The sequence below is a fragment of the Paracoccus saliphilus genome (assembly GCF_028553805.1).
Classification (GTDB): domain Bacteria; phylum Pseudomonadota; class Alphaproteobacteria; order Rhodobacterales; family Rhodobacteraceae; genus Paracoccus; species Paracoccus saliphilus.
The window spans coordinates 1,074,276-1,094,953 of sequence record NZ_CP067140.1; the positions used below are offsets into that span (position 1 = coordinate 1,074,276).

A 20,678-nucleotide genomic window follows, 5' to 3' on the forward strand; every position below is an offset into this window, starting at 1 on the left:
GGAACACCGCATGGTCTCAAGCCAATCCACCAAAGGTGAACCGCTTCTCAGGCTGCGCGGCGTGTCCAAGCAGTTCGGGGCGGTCTCGGCGCTAACCGATATCGATCTGGACATTCACGCCGGTGAGGTCGTGGCGTTGGTCGGAGATAACGGCGCGGGAAAATCCACGCTGGTCAAGACGCTGGCCGGGGTTCATCGACCCACGGCGGGGAGCATCGAGTTCATGGGCAAGCCGGTGACTTTGGATAACCCCGGCACCGCCCTGGATATGGGCATCGCGACCGTCTTTCAGGATCTTGCACTCTGCGAGAATCTGGACGTGGTCGCCAACCTGTTTCTTGGACATGAATTGTCGCCCTGGGTGCTGGACGAGGTGCAGATGGAGGTGCGTGCCTGGACGCTGCTGCAGGAGCTGGCGGCACGCATCCCCTCGGTCCGCGAACCCATCGCCTCGCTTTCGGGCGGGCAGCGCCAGACGGTCGCCATTGCACGCTCGCTGCTGCTGGAGCCCAAGATCATCATGCTGGACGAGCCGACCGCCGCGCTTGGGGTCGCGCAGACCGCCGAGGTGCTGAACCTGATCGAGCGGGTGCGTGAGCGGGGGCATGGTGTCGTGCTGATCTCGCATAACATGGAGGATGTGCGTGCCGTGGCCGACCGAGTGGTCGTACTGCGATTGGGCCGCAATAACGGCGTTTTCGATGCCGATACCTCGAACGAGGAACTGGTCGCCGCAATTACCGGCGCGTCCGAGAACTCGGTCTCGCGCCGCCGGGCTCGCAAACTTGAGGAAGTGGATCAATCATCATGACCGAAGAAAAAATCCCTGCCGCGCTGGACCGGTCCGACAGCCGGGTCCGCCATGATGAAGGCATCATTGGTGCGATCCGCGCCTTCGCCGATCGCATTCGTTCGGGCGATCTGGGGATGCTGCCCGTTGCCGTCGGTCTCGTGCTGATCGCCACCGTGTTCACCTCGTTGAACCCGGTCTTCCTGGCACCGAACAACCTCGTGAACCTGCTGTTCGATGCCGCGGCCGTCGGTTGCATCTCGCTTGGTGTCGTCTGTGTCCTGCTGTTGGGGCAGATCGATCTGTCGATCGGTTCGATGAGCGGGCTCGCCTCGGCATTGATGGGGGTGCTGTGGGTCAATATGGGGCTGCCGGTTCCGCTGGCGATCCTTGCGGCACTGGCCGCAGGGGCCGTGACCGGGCTGGTCTATGCCAGCTTCCTGAACCGGTTCGGGATGCCCAGTTTCGTTTCGACGCTGGCCGGGCTGCTGGCGCTGCTGGGGATGCAGCTTTACCTGCTTGGCTCCACCGGCTCGATCAATCTCAACTACAACTCGGCCCTGGTCCGCTTTGGCCAGATCATGATCATGCCGGCCTGGCTCAGCTATCTGCTGGCGATCTTGCCGGGGGTGATCAGCGTCGTCTTGGGGCTGCGCGCCATGCGCCGCCGGGCCGAGGCCAACCTGTCCAATCCGGGGTTGAGCGTGCTGTTGGCCAAGGCGGGCCTGCTGACCGCCGCGCTTCTGATCGCGGTCTTCTATCTGAACACGGGCCGCGGTGTGCCTTACATGTTCGGGCTGTTCGTTCTGCTGGTTGTTATCATGAACTATGCGCTGACCCGCACGAAATGGGGCCGCTCCATGTTTGCCGTTGGCGGCAATACCGAGGCCGCCCGCCGCGCGGGCATCAATGTCAACCGCATCCGCTTGTCGGCCTTCATGCTGTGTTCGACACTTGCCGCTCTTGGCGGGGTGCTGTCGGCGGCGCGGCTGGCCTCGTCCAGCCAGCAGGCGGGAACCGGAGACGTGAACCTGAACGCCATCGCTGCGGCGGTGATCGGGGGGACCTCATTGTTCGGCGGACGCGGATCGGCCTGGTCGGCGCTGTTGGGGGTGCTGGTCATCCAGGCGATTTCGAACGGGCTGACGCTGCTCAATCTCAGCTCGTCGCTGCGCTACATGATCACCGGCGCCGTTCTGGCCATCGCGGTCATCGTCGACTCGCTGGCCCGTCAATCCCGCGCAAGTCATGGCCGTGCGTGACCCGAGAAACAGGAGAGAAATGATGGCTGAACTGATGACAGGCAAGGTCGCGGCGATCACCGGCGCGGCCTCGGGGATCGGGCTGGAATGCGCGAGAATGCTGCTGGCGGAAGGGGCGACGGTCGTGCTGATCGACCGAGCCGGGGACAGGCTGGAAAAGCTGTGCGCAGAGCTTGGGCCGAAAGCGAAACCGCTGGTCATCGACCTGCTGGACGGCGCGCAGGTAGACGGGATGGCGGGGCGGATCGAAGAGATCGCCGGGCCGCTGGACATCCTGCATGCCAATGCGGGCGCCTATATCGGCGGGGCGGCGGCCGAGGGCAATCCCGATGACTGGGACCGGATGCTGAACCTGAACATCAACGCGGCTTTCCGCTGTGTCCGCGCTGTCCTGCCCGGCATGATCGAACGCAAAACCGGCGATATCATTTTCACCTCGTCGGTGGCGGGCGTGGTTCCGGTGGTGTGGGAGCCGATCTACACGGCCTCGAAATTCGCGGTGCAGGCGTTTTTGCATACGACGCGGCGGCAGGTTTCGCAGCATGGTATCCGCATGGGCGCGGTGCTGCCCGGTCCGGTCGTGACCGCGCTTCTGGATGACTGGCCCAAGGCCAAGATGGAAGAGGCGCTGGCCAATGGTTCACTGATGCAGCCCAAGGAAGTGGCCGAGGCTGTGCTGTTCATGCTGAGCCGTCCGCGAAATGTCGTCATCCGCGACCTCGTCATCTTGCCGAACAGCGTCGATCTGTAGCGGTTGATTTTCCACAAAGGTGGTTTCCATGTCTCAAGACCAATCCAAGGGTGCGGTGGATGCGCTGTTTCTTGGCGTCGATGTCGGTTCCGGCAGTGCGCGTGCGGGCATCTTCGACGCGACGGGCCAGATGCTTGGCTCGGCCAAGCGCGATATCACCCTGTGGCGCGAAGGCGCCGACATCGCCGAGCAATCCAGCGACGATATCTGGTCCGCAGTCTGTGCTTCCACGCGCGAGGCAGTGGGCAGGGCCGGGATCGATCCGGCGCGTGTGGCGGGGATCGGCTTTGACGCCACCTGCTCGCTGGTCGTTCTGGGCGAGGGTGGCAGGCCGGTCTCGGTCAGCGCCTCGGGCGATGATGCGCGCAATATCATCGTCTGGATGGATCACCGCGCCGTCCATCAGGCCGAACGTATCAACGCGACGGGCCATCCGGTGCTGCGCTATGTCGGCGGGGTGATCTCGCCCGAGATGGAAACGCCCAAGATCCTGTGGCTCAAGGAGAACATGCCGCAAAGCTATGGCAAGGCCCGGCAGTTCATGGATCTGGCGGATTTCCTGACATGGCGAGCAAGTGGTGACCTGGCGCGATCGACCTGCACCGTGACCTGTAAATGGACCTATCTGGCCCATGAGAACCGGTGGGACGCGGATTATTTCCGGCGGATCGGCCTGGCGGAACTGGCGGATGAGGATTTTGCCCGGATCGGCCAGCAGGTCGTCGCCCCCGGCACGCCGCTAGGGCAGGGGCTGACAGCTGAAGCGGCGGCGGAAATGGGCCTTCGTCCGGGAACACCCATCGCGGCGGGTCTTATCGATGCCCATGCGGGCGGGATCGGCACGGTCGGGGTCGAGGGCAGGCCGCAAGACAACCTTGCCTATGTATTCGGCACGTCCTCCTGCACCATGACCTCGACCGACGAGCCGGTTTTCGTGCCCGGAGTCTGGGGCCCCTATTACCAGGCGATGGTGCCGGGGTTATGGCTGAACGAGGGCGGGCAATCCGCCACCGGTGCGGCGATCGACCAACTCCTGTCATTTCATCCCGCCGTCGGTGAAGCGGAAGAGGCGGCCCGCAAGGCCGGCCAGTCGTTGCCGGTCTGGCTGGCAGGGCAGGCAAGTGCGTCTGCCTCGCCGCTTTCGGCGGCCATCGACCTGGCGGACGGGGTGCATGTCGTGCCCGAGTTTCTCGGCAACCGCGCCCCCTTCGCCGATCCGCATGCCCGTGCGATGATCGCCGGGTTGGGCATGGAGCGCGATGTGCGAGACCTCGTGGCTCTCTATATAGCGGGAATTAGCGGCATCGGATACGGATTGCGCCAGATCATCGAGACGCAGGAACAGGCAGGGGCAAAGGTCCAGCGGATCGTGATTTCGGGCGGGGCAGGCGAACTTGACATCGTGCGGCAGCTTTTGGCGGATGCGGTGAATATGCCCGTGTTGACCGTGACCGCCGAGCAGCCGGTTCTTCTTGGTTCTGCCATCCTTGGGGCTCTGGCCGCAGGTCATTTCCCTGACATGACGCAGGCGATGGGATCGATGTCGCATATATCGCGGGAATACCGGCCCGATCCGGCAGAGGCGCGTCAAGCGCATGAGGATCGCTATCGCGCCTTTCGCTGCCTGCAGGAAGCGGGGCGGAGGGTCAGGCAAAAGGATTGGTCTGGGATGCCGCAGCCATCCGTCTGAATGGATGGGCAAACAGATGGGGCAGTGCTAGAACGGCGGCTTGTGACACAGAATATTGCCCTTTGGGCATCATGGGATCGCTTTGCCGAGATGACACCAGCAGCGCGGATCAACGCAGCTATCGGGCTGCTCGATGAGATACTTGACGGTCGTCCGGCCGAGCAGGTCCTGCTGCGCTGGTCGCGGGCCAGCCGCTATGCGGGGTCGGGGGATCGCGCGGCTGTTCGCGATCTGGTTTACGAGGCCTTGCGGCGTCGCAACAGCCTGGCTGCGCTTGGCGGCAGGCTGTCGGGCCGGGGGCTGATGATCGGGCTTTGTCGCGAGGCCGGGCAGAATCCCGACGAGGTGTTTACCGGCGCCACCTATGCCCCGGAGCCCCTGAGTGAAGAAGAACGGGCGGCAGCTGGCGGCGAGGCCGAGGACTTGCCCGACTGGCTCTTGCCGTTGTGGCGCCATTCGCTCGGGGCGGATGCCGCTGCGGTCGCAAGGGCGATGGGCGCGCGCGCACCGGTCTGGCTGCGCGTGAACCCGTTGCGCGGAACGGTAACAGAGGCCATGGCCATGCTCGCCGAGGACGGGGTCGAGGCCGAAGCCTCGCGCGACTTGCCCAGTGCCCTGCGCGTCACCAGCGGAGAGCGGCGCGTCAACGGAAACCGCGCCTATCGGGAGGGGTTGGTCGAGCTTCAGGACCTGTCGCCGCAACTGGCCTGCGCGGCCCTGCCATTGCGTGAAGACGACCGGGTGCTGGATTACTGCGCGGGAGGTGGCGGCAAGGCCCTGGCGCTGGCTGGTCGTCAGTCCCAATTGCGGCTCTTTGCCCATGATGCGGAACCTGCCCGAATGGGCGATCTGCCGGCACGGGCCAAGCGGGCGGGAACGCGTATCGAGCAGGTTTCACAACCAAAGGGCGTGTTTGACCTGGTGCTTGCGGATGTCCCCTGTTCTGGTTCGGGCACCTGGCGGCGCACGCCGGATGCGAAATGGCGATTGACTGAAGCCATGCTGGAACGACTGTTCGAGACACAAGCCGAAATCCTTGATGAAGCGGCAGGTCGTGTCGCGCCTGGCGGGCATCTGGCCTATATGACATGCTCTCTCCTGAAGCCAGAGAACGAGGCCGCGATCGATGCGTTTCTGGCTCGGAATGCAGGCTTCACGCAAGTCTCCCGGCAGCGCTGGACGCCGCTGACAGCGAGCGACGGTTTCTTCATGGCACTCCTGAAACACAACTAATAGTTGTGTTTAGGTCTCGTCTTCCATTAATGGAATTTTAACGATTCGGCCCTTATGCCGAAATATCCGGTTTGCGTGAGTTTGAGTTGCATGACCCATCTGGATGAACGCCTTGGCATTTCCCGCAATGCGATCTGGCTGCTGCCACTTTTGTTGCTGCCGGGGCTTGTCCAGTTACTGTTGCTATGGACCCTTCCCGGCCACGGGATCGGGGCCGCGGCTGTCGTGGTCACCACGATCGCAGTCTCTTGGTATTGGATCGGCGGTGCGATCACGGTGTCGCATTTTTCGCGAAGCGTCTTTCGGCGCCGGGCGCTGGCCGCGATCCGTGCCGAGGTCGAGGCGGCGCCGGGTCCGGTTTGGGTAAGTGGTTGCGACGGCAAGGTACTGCTGCAGAACGTCGCGTCCATCGATGAGTTCGGGGATGCGATGGGCCAGAGTATCTGTCAGCCGATCTCTCACATGAAAGCCGATCCAGCAGGAGTGCAGAAGGAATTGCGCAGTCGAGCGGTGGAACAGGGCTGTGCGCAGATCGTGCTGGAGGGGAGCGATGCGCTGGCAGTCAGACGTGTGCCGGGGGCGGCGCTGCAGGTCTGGTCATATCGCCATGCCGATCTTCGGGCCGATCATGCGGAGATGGTAATCGCAATGGGTCACGGAAATGCACGTGACGAATTCGAGACGCTTCCCGTCGCATTGATGCAGCTGACAGCGGATGGATATATCCGCCGCGCCAATGCCGCTGCCCGGCAACTTCTGAAGGGCCATCTACCAGAGGAACCCGGCTCCGCGATCCATCTCGGCAGCCTGCTGGACGGGCCGGGCCGGCCGATCGACGACTGGCTTGGCGAAGTTTCTGCCGGGTATGGCGAAAAGCGGACCGAGATGCTGCGCCTTCGCTGTGCGGAGGGCAGGGGGGCCGACGGTCAGGATCGCTATTTCCAGCTATCGCTATCGCCGGCCGTGAGGGGCTTGCCGGGGTTTCTGGCGGTCCTCACCGATGCCAGCGAGTTGAAAACTTTGGAAGCGCAGTTCGCGCAAAGCCAGAAGATGCAGGCAATCGGTCAGCTTGCCGGAGGAGTGGCCCATGATTTCAACAATTTGCTGACGGCGATCAACGGGCATTGTGACCTGCTCATGCTGCGTCATGACAAGTCCGATCCGGATTACGCCGATCTGGATCAGATCAGCCAGAATACCAACCGGGCGGCGGCGCTGGTCGGGCAGCTCTTGTCATTTTCGCGAAAGCAGAAATTGACCCTGGAGCAGCTGGACCTGCGGGACGTTCTGGCCGATCTGGCGCATCTGCTGAACCGTCTGGTGGGGGGGCAGGTCGCATTGCATATCAGCTACGACCCGGCATTGATGCTGATCCGGGCCGATCGCCGCCTGCTCGAACAGGTTATCATGAATCTGGTTGTCAACGCCCGCGACGCCATGCCCGAGGGCGGCGACATCAGGCTGCAAACCGAGAATTTGTCCTTGGAAATGCCCTTGACCCGCGACGGGATCACGCTACCCGCGGGAGAATATGTCTGTATCAACGTCCGGGACAATGGTTGCGGAATCGCGCCCGAGCACCTGGACAAGATATTCGAGCCGTTCTTTACCACCAAGTCGGTAGGCGAGGGCACTGGGCTGGGGCTCTCGACCGTTTATGGCATCGTCAAGCAGACCGGAGGTTATGTATTTTGCGACAGCGAATTGGGAGAGGGGACGCGCTTCTCGGTCTATTTCTCCGCGCAGACCGGCGCGTTGCCGGAAACGCCCGTAAACACGGCGCCCGTGGCAACGGCCATGCCGGTGATCGCCGACCGGCCGGCAACCGTGCTGCTTGTCGAGGATGAGGCATCCGTGCGCGCTGTCGCTGTGCGTGCCTTGCGTCTAAAAGGTTACGAAGTGCTTGAGGCGGATGGGGCTGACGCGGCGTTCGACTTGTTGAAGAACGCTGACATGCGGGTCGATGTGTTCGTGACCGATGTCGTCATGCCGGGCATGAATGACCCGGCATGGGTGCGGGCCGCCCTGGATGACCGGCCGGGAACGAGAGTGGTGTTCATGTCCGGCTATTCCGAGGATGTGTTCCCCGAGGGACAGGACTCGGTGCCGAATTCGGTCTTTCTGGCCAAGCCCTTCACGCTGGTCGACTTTACCCGGACCGTGCAGGAGCAGATCACCGCGACACGGGCCGAACCGGCACGGTCGTGACCGGACGGTGAGGATGTTTCGTCCTCAGTCCAGCGCCGCGTAGAGATCGAGATCGGCCTGCATCGCCCCGCGAAGCAGTTGCTCCTGCTCGGGTAACAGATCGACATCGACGGCAGGGGGCACGTTGGCGCGAGGCAATTCGACTGCGCAATCCAGCCGATCCTCCAGGAACTCGACAAAAGTGTCTATGTTTTCATAGCGGAAGATGCGGTCGACCGTGTGACCGTCGCGTTGAAGAAACCTGGACTGGTTGCCGATGCCCAGGGATTGCGGTCCCCCCGCTGCCGTATACTCATCGGCGAAGCGCGCAAAACTGACGCCTTCCATGAGGTGTTCCGGATCGTCCAGATCGTCGCGCAGACGGAAGCGATACCAACTGCGCAACCACTCGACCGGCTCACGCATCAGGGCTACCGTTGTGAAGCTTTCGCCTGCCTGCGTTCTCAACCAAGGGCCGACATGGCGATGAAACGTGGCAATATCGGTATGCTTCATCGAGGCCGGGCGCTGTATCGAGGTCGTCGCGAGCGATTCCAGTGCCATGGCAATCGCGGTCGAACCTGCTTTCGGAGTGGCGAGAAAAACCAACCGTTGATCCCAGAAAATCAGCATCGTCACACCTTTCCTTGACCTCCCGAAGGAGGCGCCGGTCGGATATCGGGACGAAGGCGGGATGTAAATATTTTCTTGGGCATTTCACGAGATGATCGGTGGACGAATCGTCCGGATGCGAGAGTTAGGGCTTGAAAAATGGTAAATATTGGCGCATCCATGGATAGAACAAGAAGTGAACATCGTTTCGCTCGGGCAGATTGCTCCGCATGCGGGGCTATGAAATAAGGACAGGACATTATGGCAACGGCGAGCATCTTGGACATGAACGACAAACGCAGCGCGGACAAGCAAAAGGCGCTGGACAGCGCACTGGCGCAGATCGAGCGGCAATTCGGCAAGGGCTCGATCATGAAGCTGGGCGCCGACAATCCGGTGGCCGAGATCGAGGCGACCTCGACCGGTTCGCTTGGGCTGGACATTGCCCTGGGGATCGGCGGGCTGCCAAAAGGCCGGATCATCGAGATTTACGGCCCGGAAAGCAGCGGCAAAACCACGTTGACCCTGCATGCGGTCGCTGAAGAGCAGAAAAAGGGAGGAGTTTGCGCTTTTGTCGATGCCGAGCACGCGCTCGACCCGCTCTATGCCCGCAAGCTGGGCGTGAACCTGGACGAGCTGCTGATCTCGCAGCCCGATACGGGCGAGCAGGCGCTGGAAATCGTGGATACGCTGGTGCGGTCCGGTGCGGTCAGCATGGTGGTGATCGATTCGGTCGCCGCGCTGACCCCGAAAGCCGAGATCGAGGGCGATATGGGCGACCACCAGGTCGGCGCGCAGGCCCGTCTGATGAGCCAGGCGATGCGCAAGCTGACCGCCAGCATCGGCCGATCGAACTGCATGGTGGTCTTCATCAACCAGATCCGGATGAAGATCGGCGTGATGTTCGGCAATCCGGAAACCACCTCGGGCGGCAACGCGTTGAAATTCTACGCTTCGGTGCGCCTGGATATTCGCCGCACCGGCTCGGTCAAGGACCGCGACGAAGTGACCGGCAACACGACACGGGTGAAGGTGGTCAAGAACAAGGTCGCGCCACCTTTCCGACAGGTCGAGTTCGACATCATGTATGGCGAGGGAATCAGCAAGGTCGGTGAGTTGATCGACCTGGGCGTGAAGGCCGGCGTGGTCGAGAAATCCGGGGCCTGGTATTCCTATGGAGACGAACGGATCGGGCAGGGGCGCGAGAATGCCAAGCAATACCTGCGCGACAACCCGGCTGCAGCCGATGTGATCGAGGACAAGATTCGCGCTAGTCACGGACTGGATTTTGGGCCCGCTGGTGCGGGTGCCGGCGGAAGCGGTGAAGACGAGATACTCGGCGAGGAGTGATCGTTTCCTGCCATGAAAACGTCAACGGAACGCGGGGGCCTTGCCCCCGCGTGCTGTTTTTGATCCGGGGGCTTTGCCCCGTCCGACGCGAGAGATGCGTCGGACTCCCCAGGATATTGGGATGAAGAAGAGGGCGGAGTGCCGGGATTGCTGGACAGCTGCATTGGCTGGGGCTAGACCGTAGGCCAGCCCGGCTACGGCCGGATGACGCGAATGATTTGCGAAAAAGGCCCCATATGCCCAGTCTGAACGACATCCGATCCACCTTCCTGAGCTATTTCGAAAGAAACGGCCATCAGATCGTTGATAGCAGCCCGCTGGTGCCGCGGAACGATCCGACGCTGATGTTCACCAATTCGGGCATGGTTCAGTTCAAGAACCTGTTCACCGGGATCGAGACGCGCGATTACAGCCGCGCGACCACATCGCAGAAATGCGTTCGGGCGGGGGGCAAGCATAACGACCTGGACAATGTCGGCTATACCGCGCGGCATCACACCTTTTTCGAAATGCTGGGGAATTTCAGCTTCGGCGATTATTTCAAACAGCAGGCCATTCCCTATGCATGGGAGCTTTTGACCAAAGATTTCGGGATCCCCAAGGACAAGCTGCTGGTGACGGTTTATCATACCGATGACGAGGCGGCCGATATCTGGAAGAAGGTTGCCGGGCTGTCCGACGACCGGATCATCCGCATCAAGACCAGCGATAATTTCTGGCAGATGGGGCCGACCGGCCCCTGCGGGCCCTGTACCGAGATTTTCTTTGACCATGGCGATCATATCTGGGGCGGCCCTCCGGGCAGCGCCGAGGAGGATGGCGACCGCTTCATCGAGATCTGGAACCTCGTCTTCATGCAGAACGAGCAGTTCGAGGATGGCTCGATGCGGGCGTTGGACATGCAGTCGATAGATACGGGCATGGGCCTGGAACGGATCGGCGCGCTCTTGCAGGGCAAGCATGACAATTACGACACTGACCTGATGCGCAGCCTGATCGAGGCGAGTGCCCATGCCACCAGCAGCGAGCCGGATGGGCCGGGCAAGGTGCATCACCGGGTAATCGCCGACCATCTGCGCTCGACCAGCTTCCTGATCGCCGACGGGGTGATGCCCTCCAACGAGGGGCGCGGCTATGTGCTGCGGCGGATCATGCGGCGCGCGATGCGGCATGCGCATATGCTGGGGGCGCAGGATCCGGTGATGTATCGGCTGGTGCCTGCTCTGGCGCAGCAGATGGGTGCCGCCTATCCAGAGCTGAACCGGGCTCAGGCTCTGATCGAGGAGACGCTTCGCAGCGAGGAGACACGCTTCCGCCAGACTCTGGATCGCGGCTTGCGTTTGCTTGACGATGAATTGGGCAAGCTGCCGGATGGAGCGAACCTGCCCGGGGAAGCTGCGTTCAAGCTGTATGACACCTATGGCTTTCCGCTGGACCTGACGCAGGATGCACTGCGCGAAAAGGGCCGTGCGGTTGATACTGATGGCTTCGATTCCGCCATGGCCGAGCAGAAGGCCAAGGCACGCGCCGCATGGGCGGGCAGTGGCGAGACCAAGGACGCCGCGATCTGGTATGACCTTGCCGAAAAGCACGGTGCGACGGAATTCCTGGGCTATGACACCGAAGAGGCCGAGGGGCAGATCCTGTCGCTTGTGGCCGACGGTGCCGAGACCGACGAGGCCGGGCAGGGTGCTAGCGTCCAGATCGTCGTGAACCAGTCACCTTTCTATGCCGAGGCTGGCGGTCAGGTGGGTGACACCGGCCTGATCAAGACCGATACCGGCGCGGCGCGGGTGACTGATACCAAGAAAGTCGCCGGCGTCTTCCTGCATATGGCCGAAGTGACGATGGGCACGATTCAGCGCGGACAGGGTGCCCAGCTTTCGGTCGATCACGACCGGCGGACAACCATCCGTGCAAACCACTCGGCCACGCATTTGCTGCACGAGGCATTGCGGCGGGCCCTGGGCGAGCATGTGGCGCAGCGGGGCAGCCTGAATGCGCCCGACCGGTTGCGCTTCGATTTCAGCCATAACCATGCAGTCACGGCCGAGGAAATGTCGAAGGTCGAGGCGGAAGTGAACGATTTCATTCGCCAGAACTCCCCTGTCGAGACCCGGATCATGACCCCGGACGATGCCCGGGCGATGGGCGCGCAGGCATTGTTCGGCGAGAAATATGGCGACGAGGTGCGCGTCGTCTCGATGGGCCGGCAAGAGGGCAGCGGCAAGGGGCATGACGGTGCGACCTATTCGCTGGAGCTTTGCGGCGGCACCCATGTCGCGCGCACCGGTGATATCGGTGCATTCGCTTTGCTGGCCGATAGCGCCTCTGCTGCCGGGGTGCGGCGGATCGAGGCGCTGACCGGCCAGGCTGCGATGGATCACCTGCGTGACGCCGACCGCCGGTTGGGCGAGATTGCCGGGATCATCAAGGCGCAAGCCGCGGATGTCGTGAACCGGGTGCGCGCGCTGGCCGATGAACGCAAGGCGCTGGCCAACGAGGTTGCCCAGCTGAAGCGACAGCTCGCCATGGGCGATGGCGGTGCCGCCGAGGCAAAGGAGATCGCGGGGATCAAGTTCATCGGTCGCAAGGTCGATGGCGTGTCTGGCAAGGAGCTTGGCCCGCTGGTCGACGAGATGAAGGCGCAGCTTGGCAGCGGTGCGGTGCTGGTATTGGCCGAGGCCGATGGCAAGGCCACCGTCGCGGCTGGTGTGACATCCGACCTGACTGGGCGCATCAGTGCCGTCGATCTGGTGCGGGCGGCGACAGAAGCGCTTGGCGGCAAGGGCGGCGGCGGTCGTCCGGATCGTGCGCAAGGCGGAGCGCCCAGCCTGGAGAGCGCCGATACCGCCTTTGCCGAGGCTGAAAAACTGATTGGAGGTGCCGCATGAGCGCGCTTTGGATAGCCCATGTCCATGTGACCGATGCCGAGGCCTATGGCCGCTATGCAAAGGCCGCTGGTCCTGCCATTGCCGCGCATGGCGGCATGTTCCTGGCCCGTGGCGGGCGCTACCGGCAGATGGAGGGTAATGACCGGCCCCGGAATGTCGTGGCCCGCTTTCCCAGTTTCGAGGCTGCGGTCGCTTGCTATGAAAGTGCAGAATACCAGGCGGCGCTGGCCCACGCCAAGACAGCTTCCAAGCGTGACCTTGTGATTGTTGAGGAAACGCCGCCTACTGTGGAATAGGATGATTTCCTGTCGGGAAGCGCGATACGGACTGTCCGAATTATTTCTCGTCGTTTGACGCTTTGATCGGCTCGGCCGTGTCCTGCGTTTCTGTCGTGGCCGGTTGGGGCGCGTCTTGCCGGTCCGCGGGCGCAGGGGAGGGAGCCGCAGACATCTCCTTCTCGGGTTCCGTCACGGGAGAGGTGGCGATGGGGGCTTGCCGCGCCTCGGATACAGCCTCGACCGTGGCAATCGCCCGCCGGAAAATCAGGAGGTTGTGGTAAACCGTGGCGCGTCCGGTCAGGCCGGTGCGCTCTTCGCTCGGAAGCACGTCGGCGCGGAGATATTCCCATCCATCCGCGGCCATCCGGTTCAACTCGCTTGTCACCGCGAGGGCATAGCGGTCTGTCGGCGTCTTGGCCTCTTTCGCCTTTTCACCGCGGCTTGGGGCGGGAATGGCGGTGTATTCAAAGCGGGTCATAATGATCTCATGGTTGGCTCGGGTCTGTGTTATGTCAGTGCAGCGCCGCTGACCAGCACCTGAAGCGAATTTTCGCGCTATGAGTGGAAACCGGCGCAGGAGCAGCGGCACCCGGCCAGCGAATGCCCGCGCCTGCCTGGCGTTCTGATCTTTACGCCAGCTTCTTTGCCACCAACTCGTTCACGGCTGCCGGGTTCGCCTTGCCCCCGGTCGCCTTCAGAACCTGTCCGACGAACCAGCCCGCCAGTTTCGGGTTCTGCTTGGCTTTCTCGACCTGTGCCGGGTTGGCGGCGATGATCTCGTCCACGACTTTCTCGATAGCGCCCAGGTCGGTGACCTGCTTCATGCCGCGCGCTTCGACGATCTCGGCGGGGTCGCCGCCCTCGATCCAAAGGATCTCGAACAGGTCCTTGGCGATCTTGCCCGAGATGTCGCCCTTGGCGATCAGGTCGATCACACCGCCAAGCTGCGCGGCGGATATGGGCGAGGTCTCGATCGTCAACCCTTCCTTGTTCAACCGGCCAAACAACTCGTTGATGACCCAGTTCGCGGCTTGTTTGCCGTCGCGCCCCTCTGCCACGATCTCGAAGAAATTGGCGTTGTCGACATCGGCGGTCAACACGCCCGCATCGTATTCCGACAACCCCATGTCACGCACGAACCGCGCCTTCTTCTCATCCGGCAGTTCTGGCATGCTTGCGGCGATGTCGTCGACCCAGGCTTGCTCGATCTCGAGCGGCAGCAGGTCGGGATCGGGGAAATAGCGGTAATCATGCGCCTCTTCCTTCGAGCGCATCGAGCGCGTCTCGCCCTTGTCGGGATCGTAGAGCCGGGTTTCCTGCACCACCGTGCCACCATCCTCGAGAAGTGCGATCTGGCGCCGCGCCTCGTATTCGATGGCCTGTTGGATGAATCGCAGCGAGTTCATGTTCTTGATCTCGCAGCGGGTGCCCAGATGGCTGAAATCGCCGGACTCGATATATTTCTCATAGGCGCCGGGAGGGCAGACCGAGACGTTCACATCGGCGCGCAGGTTGCCGTTCTGCATATTGCCGTCACAGGTGCCCAGATAGCGCATGATCTGGCGCAGTTTCGAGACATAGGCGGCGGCTTCTTCCGGGCCGCGGATGTCGGGGCGGCTGACGATCTCCATCAGCGCAACGCCAGTCCGGTTGAGATCCACGAAGGACATGTTCGGGTCCATGTCATGGATGGATTTGCCCGCGTCCTGCTCCATATGGATGCGCTCGATCCGGACGCGGCGGGCAACGCCGGGGGCCATGTCCACGATCACTTCTCCCTCGCCGACAATGGGATGATAGAGCTGGCTGATCTGATAGCCCTGCGGCAGGTCGGGGTAGAAATAGTTTTTGCGGTCGAAGGCGCTGACAAGGTTGATCGCGGCTTTCAGACCCAAACCGGTCCGCACGGCCTGCGCCACGCAGAATTCGTTGACCACCGGCAGCATCCCGGGCATGGCCGAGTCGACGAAGGCGACATTGCTGTTCGGCTCGGCCCCGAACTCGGTCGAAGCCCCCGAGAACAGCTTGGCCTTCGAGGCCACCTGCGCATGTACCTCCAACCCGATGACCAGTTCCCAATCGCCCTTGGCACCGGCGATGATCTTCGGTTCGGGGGCAGTGAAGGAAAGATGGTCAAGCATGGGGCTCTCGCTCTGGCTGTGGCGGTCTGGCGGCGGTTTTAGGCCAGTGCGCGGCTATTGTCACGGGGGCGTAGGCGTATAAGATCGCGCCGGATTGAATTACCTAGAGGTTTGAACATGCCGGTGCTGATCGCGATTGTCGGGGCCTTGATTGCGGCGTCGATCTGGTATTTGCGGATTCGGTCGGCGGGTGTTGCGGCACGCGAACTGACTTACATGGCAAGGGACGTGGTTGGTGCCGCACGTGCATTGGGCTTCCGGCGGCGGGCGAATGTCCACCCGGTCGAAAGCGTCGATGATCCCGCACTGGCCGTGACGGCCATCGGGATCGCTTTCCTTGAGCTGGACGATCTGCCCTCGCGCGAGGATCGGGAGCGGCTGGCGAGTTCCATTTCCCGCCATACCGGCAATTCGATGGCCAGGGCCGAGGAGATGATGATCGTCGGGCGCTGGTTGGTGAATGAATGTCACGGGCCGCAACCGGCGATCACCCGGCTGACGCGGCGGCTGTCGCGGCTGGATCAGCATGGATTTCAGTCGCTGCTGCTGGTCCTGAATGATGTCGGGCAGGGCGCGGGCGGGCTGTCGCAACGGCAGCGAGAAGCGCTGGACGAAGTTGCAAGGTTGATGAAATTGCGGTGACCGGCCGTCATTTAGGCCGCGCTATAGGCGCATTGCTTCCGTTGTTGCCGTGAAACAGGCGCGAAACCGCCGACCGCCTGCCCGTTAACTTGCAAGAAAGGCTTATACCGTTAAGGCGTTTTGCGACGAAGCTGCCCTACGAGAATCGCATGCGCTCTACTCTTGTCCTTGCCGCCTTGGCATTTCTTGCCGCTTGCAATACCGATACCGGCCCTTCAGCCGAAGAAGAAGCCCGGGAAAAAGCGCAACAGATGTCACTGGCTGTCAGCCCGCCGATGCGCTGGCAGCACAAGAGCGGCTCGGATACATGGACCAAGGCGACGCTGGCTGCGCTGGAGCGCGAGGGCGTGACGATGCTGTCGAATGTTCCGCATGACATTGATACTTATTGCCCGAATTACGCCGAATTGAACAGAATCGGCCGCAAGGCATTCTGGGCGGGTTTCATGTCGGCGCTGGCCAAGCATGAGAGCACCTATAACCCCAGGGCAGCAGGTGGCGGCGGCAGATGGTTGGGGCTGATGCAGATCGCGCCCGGGACTTGGCGCAGTTATGGCTGCAGTGGCCATATCACCAACGGCGCGGACAACATGGCCTGCGCGGTTCGGATCATGTCGAAACAGGTCGGTCGCGACAATGCCGTGGCGCGTGACGGCAGCGGGGGCTGGCGCGGAGTGGCGCGGGATTGGGGGCCGATGCGTAGTGCCAAGAAACGTGCCGATATCGCCGCTTGGACCAGCAGCCAAAGTTACTGCACCGCCAAGACCGAAAGCTGACGGAACGGTTCCTGCTTGAGCGTCTGGCGGTTTTGCCATAACCGGATCGTATGCGAATTTTATTTCTTGGCGATGTCATGGGCCGCTCGGGCCGCCGCGGGATCACCGAAAAGCTGTCGGAACTGCGGGCACGACTGAAAGCCGATTTCGTCATCGTCAATGCCGAGAATGCCAGCGGTGGGCGCGGCATCACGGCTGGTCACGCGCAATTGCTGCTCGATTCGGGCGCGGATTGCCTGACGCTCGGCGACCATGCCTTCGATCAGAAAGACATGCTCGCCTTTATCGAGCGCGAACAACGCATCATCCGGCCTTTGAACTTCGCCAAGGAGGCTCCGGGCCGAGGGGCAGGGGTGTTCAGCGACCAGCGTGGGCGCAAGGTGCTGGTGACGCAGGCCCTTGGTCAGGTCTTCATGTCGCGGCCCTATGACGATCCGTTTTCGGCGCTGGATGGCGTGTTGCGCGCGCATCCTCGTGGCGGCATGGTCCAAGCCGCGATTGTGGACATCCATGCCGAGGCCACCAGCGAAAAGATGGCGATGGGGCATTTCTGCGACGGGCGGGCCTCTCTGGTGGTCGGCACGCATACGCATGTGCCCACGGCTGACGCCCAGATATTGCCACGCAGCACGGGTTATCTTTCGGATGCGGGGATGTGTGGGGACTATGACAGTGTGATCGGCATGGACAAGGCCGAACCCCTGCGTCGGTTCATCACCGGGATGAACCGTGATCGCTTCACTCCCGCCGAGGGTGAGGCGACGCTTTGCGGCGTGCTGGTCGAGACCGATGACCGCAGCGGAGAGGCCCGGCGGATCGAGCCGTTGCGCGAAGGCGGCCGGCTGGCACAGACCCATCTTGCCGCCGGATAGATGAGGGTTTTCCGCTGATTCGTGCGGCCTTCGCCACCGATCGGGTGTTTGCCGTCATATCTTCTTGCAGGCGGTGCGGGATTCAGATCAAGATGCGCCGACTGGCCAGCAAGGTCGATGCTGAGAGAACTGTATGTTCGGATTTGAGTTGAGCGGCTCGGTGGCGGCCATCGCCACGATATTCATCGTCGCAGGCATGCTGACCCTTTTCATCCGTGAAGTTTATCCGCCTGAAGTGACGGCGATCCTGGGCGCTGTCGTGCTGCTGTCACTGGGAATCCTGGATGTCAGCCACGTGTCGGGCGTGCTATCGAACCCGGCACCATGGACCATCGCCTTCATGTTCATCATCGTGGGTGGGCTGGTTCGCACCGGCGCGTTGGACTGGATCGGCCAACGTGCCGCGCGTCACGCGGGTGACCGGCCGATCCTGACGCTGGCACTGATCTCGGTCGTGGTCTGCGTGATGTCGGCCTTCGTCAACAATACGCCGCTGGTGGTGGTGATGATGCCGATCTTCATGCAGCTTGCGAACGAGATGGGAAAATCTCCCTCCAAACTGCTGATACCGCTCTCCTACCTGTCGATCCTCGGTGGCACGATGACGATGATCGGCACATCGACCAATCTGCTGGTCGACGGTGTCGCGCGGAGTTCCGGGATGGAAGCTTTCACCATTTTCGAGATCACGCCCGTTGGCTTGGCGATGGCGCTGGTAGGGGTGATCTACCTGCTGCTGGTTGCCCCGCGCTTGCTGCCGGATCGCGATTCGATGTCCCAGCTGATGTCGGGCCGTTCGAAGATGAAATTCTTTACCGAGGTCGCCATCCCCGAAGATTCCGCGCTGATCGGCAAGGCGCTGGACGAGGTGGATATTTTCACCCGCGATACCGCGCGGGTGATCGATGTGTTGCGTGGCGATGCATCCTTGCGCCGGGACTTGGCCGCCGTACGGCTGGAGGCCGGCGACCGTGTCGTTCTGCGCACCCCGATGTCAGAGGTTCTGGGGCTGCAGAGCCACAAGGATCTGCGGATGGTGGACAAGCTCAGCTCGGTCCAGACCTCGACGGTCGAGGTGCTGATCACACCGGGATGCCACATGGTCGGGCGCAGCCTCGGCTCGATGCGGTTGCGCAGGCGGTATGGTGTCTATGTGCTGGCCGCGCATCGCAAGAACCAGAATATCGGGCGTCAACTGGACGATCTGGTCGTGCGCGTGGGCGACACGCTGCTGCTGGAGGGTGCCCCCGCCGATATCCAGAGACTGGCCAGCGAGATGGAGATGGTCGAGGTCAACGCGCCGTCCGACCGTGCCTATCGCCGTAAACACGCGCCCATCGTGGTGGCGACGTTGATCGCGGTGGTGGTCCTGTCGGCATTCGAGATCGCGCCGATCCTGCTTTTGGCCTTCATCGGTGTGGCGGTGGTTCTGGGGACCCGCTGCATCGATGCCGACGAGGCGCTGAGCTTTGTCGATGGGCGGCTGATGGCACTGATTTTCGCGATGCTGGCCGTCGGGGCGGGGCTTGAAAACTCCGGCGCGGTCGAATTGATTGTTACCCGGATTGCTCCATGGCTGGCGCAGATGCCGCCTTGGGGGCTGGTACTGTCGGTCTATATCCTGTCGATGGTGCTGACCGAAACGGTGACGAATAATGCCGTGGCGGTGATTGTCACGCCGGTCGCGATTTCGCTTGGCAATCAGCTTGGCGTCGATCCGCGCCCGCTGGTGATCGCGGTCATGATGGGGGCTTCGGCCAGTTTCGCCACGCCGATCGGGTATCAGACCAACACGCTTGTCTATGGTCCCGGTGGTTATCGTTTTACCGATTTCATCCGCGTGGGTCTGCCGCTGAATGTGCTGATGGCGATCACGGCTTCGACGGTCATCCCGATCTTTTGGCCACTTTGACCTTCCGCGCAAGTTGTGTGCGGTGCAATGCCGCTATGCAGCATTGCAGGTTGTAGCGATGCTGCATGTGCACAATATTGGGCGCAGGGAGGAAACAACTTTGTGAGACACAAGGAGTTTCCTATGGCAGGGACCGCAACCATCGAGCGCCGCGCGCAGTTTTCCATCCTCAGCGCGTTGGCGGCACCGTTCACCGCTTTTGGCCGTTTTCTCATCATGGTGGCCGAAGCCAACCCGAAAATGCGCCAACTTGAACAGCTGAATCGCGTTTCGGACGAAGATCTGGCCGCGAAAGGGCTGACTCGCGATGGCGAGATTCGCCGGATCATGGGCGTGAATTCCTATATCTGAGGCCTGAGTCTTCTATATGCTGTACAGGCGCGCGCCCTCTGGTCGCGCGCTTTTGCATGTCTGCCAGCCATATCGGCCCATCCCGGAATGCGGAAAGCTTTCGTCCTTCATCTTGCGATAGGGCGCCTTGCTGGACTAAAAGCGCTCGAATCCGGAATATATCTGAATTACGAAGGGCGACCCAATATGGCTGGTCATTCAAAATGGGCCAATATCCAGCATCGCAAGGGCCGGCAGGACGCGGCACGTTCGAAGCTGTTTTCCAAACTGTCCAAAGAGATTACCGTGGCCGCCAAGATGGGCGACCCTGATCCTGAAAAGAACCCGCGCCTGCGGCTTGCCGTGAAAGAGGCCAAGACCAATTCCGTGCCCAAGGACGTGATCGAACGTGCGATCAAGAAATCGCAGGGCGGCGATGCCGAGAGCTACGAGGAAATCCGCTACGAGGGCTATGGCCCCAACGGTATTGCGCTGCTCGTCGAGGCGATGACTGACAACCGCAATCGCACCGCGTCGAATGTGCGCAGCTATTTCACCAAATCGGGCGGGGATCTGGGACAGACCGGGTCCGTTGCCTTCATGTTCGACCGAGTGGGGGAGATCGTCTATCCGGCTTCGGCCGGGGATGCCGATACGGTGATGATGGCCGCGATCGAGGCTGGCGCCGACGATGTCGAATCCGATGATGAGGGACATTGGATCTATTGTGCCGACACCGATCTGAACGATGTCTCGACAGCGCTGGAGGACTCACTTGGCGAATCCGAGACAGCCAAGCTGATCTGGAAGCCGCAGGCTCCGACCGAGATCACCGATCTGGAAACGGCGCAAAAGCTCGTGAAACTCATCGATACGTTGGAAGACGACGATGACGTTCAGAACGTCACGGGCAATTTCGATCTGTCCGAAGAGGTGGCCGCGCAGCTTTAGGCTGTAC

At 62.0% G+C, this 20,678-nt stretch carries 18 protein-coding genes; 15 read left to right on the plus strand and 3 right to left on the minus strand.

Translation table 11 applies throughout. The annotated features are described in order from the left end of the window. Nucleotides 1-10: 10 nt before the first annotated feature. The 6 genes from JHX88_RS05010 to JHX88_RS05035 all read left to right on the plus strand — a co-directional run bounded on the left by JHX88_RS05010 (nt 11) and on the right by JHX88_RS05035 (nt 7,934). Complete coding sequence (locus JHX88_RS05010; RefSeq protein ID WP_272848192.1) at nt 11-811, plus strand: ATP-binding cassette domain-containing protein; 801 nt, start codon at nt 11-13, stop codon at nt 809-811. After that, on the plus strand, nt 808-2,052 hold the full coding sequence (locus JHX88_RS05015; RefSeq protein WP_076525801.1) for a sugar ABC transporter permease: 1,245 nt from the start codon (nt 808-810) through the stop codon (nt 2,050-2,052). The genes JHX88_RS05010 and JHX88_RS05015 overlap by 4 nt, the downstream gene beginning before the upstream one ends. A gap of 22 nt (nt 2,053-2,074) precedes the next feature. Beyond that, on the plus strand, nt 2,075-2,803 hold the full coding sequence (locus JHX88_RS05020; RefSeq protein ID WP_076525922.1) for an SDR family oxidoreductase: 729 nt from the start codon (nt 2,075-2,077) through the stop codon (nt 2,801-2,803). Nucleotides 2,804-2,831: 28 nt separating this feature from the next. Further along, a complete protein-coding gene (locus tag JHX88_RS05025; RefSeq protein ID WP_076525803.1) occupies nt 2,832-4,493 on the plus strand; it encodes an FGGY-family carbohydrate kinase in 1,662 nt (553 codons plus the stop codon). Between the two features lie 90 nt (nt 4,494-4,583). Next, nucleotides 4,584-5,726 carry an RsmB/NOP family class I SAM-dependent RNA methyltransferase gene (locus tag JHX88_RS05030; protein ID WP_076525924.1) on the plus strand — a complete coding sequence of 381 codons (1,143 nt, stop codon included), beginning with the start codon at nt 4,584-4,586 and terminating at the stop codon, nt 5,724-5,726. A gap of 90 nt (nt 5,727-5,816) precedes the next feature. Continuing rightward, nucleotides 5,817-7,934, plus strand: coding sequence for an ATP-binding protein (locus tag JHX88_RS05035; protein ID WP_076525805.1), 2,118 nt, complete (start codon nt 5,817-5,819; stop codon nt 7,932-7,934). Between the two features lie 24 nt (nt 7,935-7,958). Here the strand turns inward: JHX88_RS05035 and JHX88_RS05040 are convergent, their stop codons facing one another. Beyond that, nucleotides 7,959-8,546: a sulfotransferase family protein gene (locus JHX88_RS05040; RefSeq protein ID WP_076525807.1), complete on the minus strand. Its 588-nt coding sequence runs from the start codon at nt 8,544-8,546 to the stop codon at nt 7,959-7,961. Nucleotides 8,547-8,786: 240 nt separating this feature from the next. Here JHX88_RS05040 and recA point away from each other — a divergent pair, with 240 nt between their 5' ends. The 3 genes from recA (at nt 8,787) to JHX88_RS05055 (ending at nt 13,065) form a co-directional block, all read left to right on the plus strand. Continuing rightward, entirely contained in the window at nt 8,787-9,875 is a 1,089-nt protein-coding gene (recA, locus tag JHX88_RS05045) for a recombinase RecA (RefSeq protein WP_076525809.1), read from the plus strand. 236 nt (nt 9,876-10,111) lie between these two features. Continuing rightward, the gene (alaS, locus tag JHX88_RS05050; protein WP_076525811.1) at nt 10,112-12,769 is read left to right on the plus strand and encodes an alanine--tRNA ligase; all 2,658 of its coding nucleotides are present in this window, start codon (nt 10,112-10,114) and stop codon (nt 12,767-12,769) included. Continuing rightward, nucleotides 12,766-13,065 (plus strand): DUF1330 domain-containing protein, encoded by a 300-nt coding sequence (locus JHX88_RS05055; RefSeq protein WP_076525813.1) that lies wholly within the window; start codon nt 12,766-12,768, stop codon nt 13,063-13,065. Before alaS ends, JHX88_RS05055 begins: the two co-directional genes overlap by 4 nt. 40 nt (nt 13,066-13,105) lie before the next feature. Here the strand turns inward: JHX88_RS05055 and JHX88_RS05060 are convergent, their stop codons facing one another. Both JHX88_RS05060 and gatB read right to left on the minus strand, forming a co-directional pair. Continuing rightward, nucleotides 13,106-13,525 (minus strand): hypothetical protein, encoded by a 420-nt coding sequence (locus JHX88_RS05060; protein WP_076525815.1) that lies wholly within the window; start codon nt 13,523-13,525, stop codon nt 13,106-13,108. Between the two features lie 151 nt (nt 13,526-13,676). Beyond that, the gene (gatB, locus tag JHX88_RS05065) at nt 13,677-15,188 is read right to left on the minus strand and encodes an Asp-tRNA(Asn)/Glu-tRNA(Gln) amidotransferase subunit GatB (protein ID WP_076525817.1); all 1,512 of its coding nucleotides are present in this window, start codon (nt 15,186-15,188) and stop codon (nt 13,677-13,679) included. A gap of 117 nt (nt 15,189-15,305) precedes the next feature. Between gatB and JHX88_RS05070 the strand changes: the two genes are divergently transcribed. The 6 genes from JHX88_RS05070 (at nt 15,306) to JHX88_RS05095 (ending at nt 20,671) form a co-directional block, all read left to right on the plus strand. Next, nucleotides 15,306-15,830 carry a hypothetical protein gene (locus JHX88_RS05070; RefSeq protein WP_076525819.1) on the plus strand — a complete coding sequence of 175 codons (525 nt, stop codon included), beginning with the start codon at nt 15,306-15,308 and terminating at the stop codon, nt 15,828-15,830. Nucleotides 15,831-15,979: 149 nt separating this feature from the next. Next, a complete protein-coding gene (locus tag JHX88_RS05075) occupies nt 15,980-16,606 on the plus strand; it encodes a transglycosylase SLT domain-containing protein (RefSeq protein ID WP_076525821.1) in 627 nt (208 codons plus the stop codon). Between the two features lie 50 nt (nt 16,607-16,656). Next, complete coding sequence (locus JHX88_RS05080) at nt 16,657-17,478, plus strand: TIGR00282 family metallophosphoesterase (RefSeq protein ID WP_076525823.1); 822 nt, start codon at nt 16,657-16,659, stop codon at nt 17,476-17,478. 133 nt (nt 17,479-17,611) lie between these two features. Beyond that, nucleotides 17,612-19,390 carry an SLC13 family permease gene (locus JHX88_RS05085; RefSeq protein WP_076525825.1) on the plus strand — a complete coding sequence of 593 codons (1,779 nt, stop codon included), beginning with the start codon at nt 17,612-17,614 and terminating at the stop codon, nt 19,388-19,390. 123 nt (nt 19,391-19,513) lie between these two features. Continuing rightward, nucleotides 19,514-19,741 (plus strand): hypothetical protein, encoded by a 228-nt coding sequence (locus JHX88_RS05090; protein ID WP_084203105.1) that lies wholly within the window; start codon nt 19,514-19,516, stop codon nt 19,739-19,741. A 186-nt stretch (nt 19,742-19,927) separates the two neighbouring features. Then, a complete protein-coding gene (locus JHX88_RS05095) occupies nt 19,928-20,671 on the plus strand; it encodes a YebC/PmpR family DNA-binding transcriptional regulator (RefSeq protein ID WP_076525827.1) in 744 nt (247 codons plus the stop codon). The last annotated feature ends 7 nt before the right edge of the window (nt 20,672-20,678 follow it).

Excerpts from the sequence above, each read along its gene's own strand:
- JHX88_RS05010 (WP_272848192.1), top strand. The coding sequence starts at position 11 with ATGGTCTCAAGCCAATCCACCAAAGGTGAACCGCTTCTCAGGCTGCGC.
- JHX88_RS05015 (WP_076525801.1), top strand. The coding sequence starts at position 808 with ATGACCGAAGAAAAAATCCCTGCCGCGCTGGACCGGTCCGACAGCCGG.
- JHX88_RS05020 (WP_076525922.1), top strand. The coding sequence starts at position 2,075 with ATGGCTGAACTGATGACAGGCAAGGTCGCGGCGATCACCGGCGCGGCC.
- JHX88_RS05025 (WP_076525803.1), top strand. The coding sequence starts at position 2,832 with ATGTCTCAAGACCAATCCAAGGGTGCGGTGGATGCGCTGTTTCTTGGC.
- JHX88_RS05030 (WP_076525924.1), top strand. The coding sequence starts at position 4,584 with ATGACACCAGCAGCGCGGATCAACGCAGCTATCGGGCTGCTCGATGAG.
- JHX88_RS05035 (WP_076525805.1), top strand. The coding sequence starts at position 5,817 with ATGACCCATCTGGATGAACGCCTTGGCATTTCCCGCAATGCGATCTGG.
- JHX88_RS05040 (WP_076525807.1), bottom strand. The coding sequence starts at position 8,546 with ATGCTGATTTTCTGGGATCAACGGTTGGTTTTTCTCGCCACTCCGAAA.
- recA (WP_076525809.1), top strand. The coding sequence starts at position 8,787 with ATGGCAACGGCGAGCATCTTGGACATGAACGACAAACGCAGCGCGGAC.
- alaS (WP_076525811.1), top strand. The coding sequence starts at position 10,112 with ATGCCCAGTCTGAACGACATCCGATCCACCTTCCTGAGCTATTTCGAA.
- JHX88_RS05055 (WP_076525813.1), top strand. The coding sequence starts at position 12,766 with ATGAGCGCGCTTTGGATAGCCCATGTCCATGTGACCGATGCCGAGGCC.
- JHX88_RS05060 (WP_076525815.1), bottom strand. The coding sequence starts at position 13,525 with ATGACCCGCTTTGAATACACCGCCATTCCCGCCCCAAGCCGCGGTGAA.
- gatB (WP_076525817.1), bottom strand. The coding sequence starts at position 15,188 with ATGCTTGACCATCTTTCCTTCACTGCCCCCGAACCGAAGATCATCGCC.
- JHX88_RS05070 (WP_076525819.1), top strand. The coding sequence starts at position 15,306 with ATGCCGGTGCTGATCGCGATTGTCGGGGCCTTGATTGCGGCGTCGATC.
- JHX88_RS05075 (WP_076525821.1), top strand. The coding sequence starts at position 15,980 with ATGCGCTCTACTCTTGTCCTTGCCGCCTTGGCATTTCTTGCCGCTTGC.
- JHX88_RS05080 (WP_076525823.1), top strand. The coding sequence starts at position 16,657 with ATGCGAATTTTATTTCTTGGCGATGTCATGGGCCGCTCGGGCCGCCGC.
- JHX88_RS05085 (WP_076525825.1), top strand. The coding sequence starts at position 17,612 with ATGTTCGGATTTGAGTTGAGCGGCTCGGTGGCGGCCATCGCCACGATA.
- JHX88_RS05090 (WP_084203105.1), top strand. The coding sequence starts at position 19,514 with ATGGCAGGGACCGCAACCATCGAGCGCCGCGCGCAGTTTTCCATCCTC.
- JHX88_RS05095 (WP_076525827.1), top strand. The coding sequence starts at position 19,928 with ATGGCTGGTCATTCAAAATGGGCCAATATCCAGCATCGCAAGGGCCGG.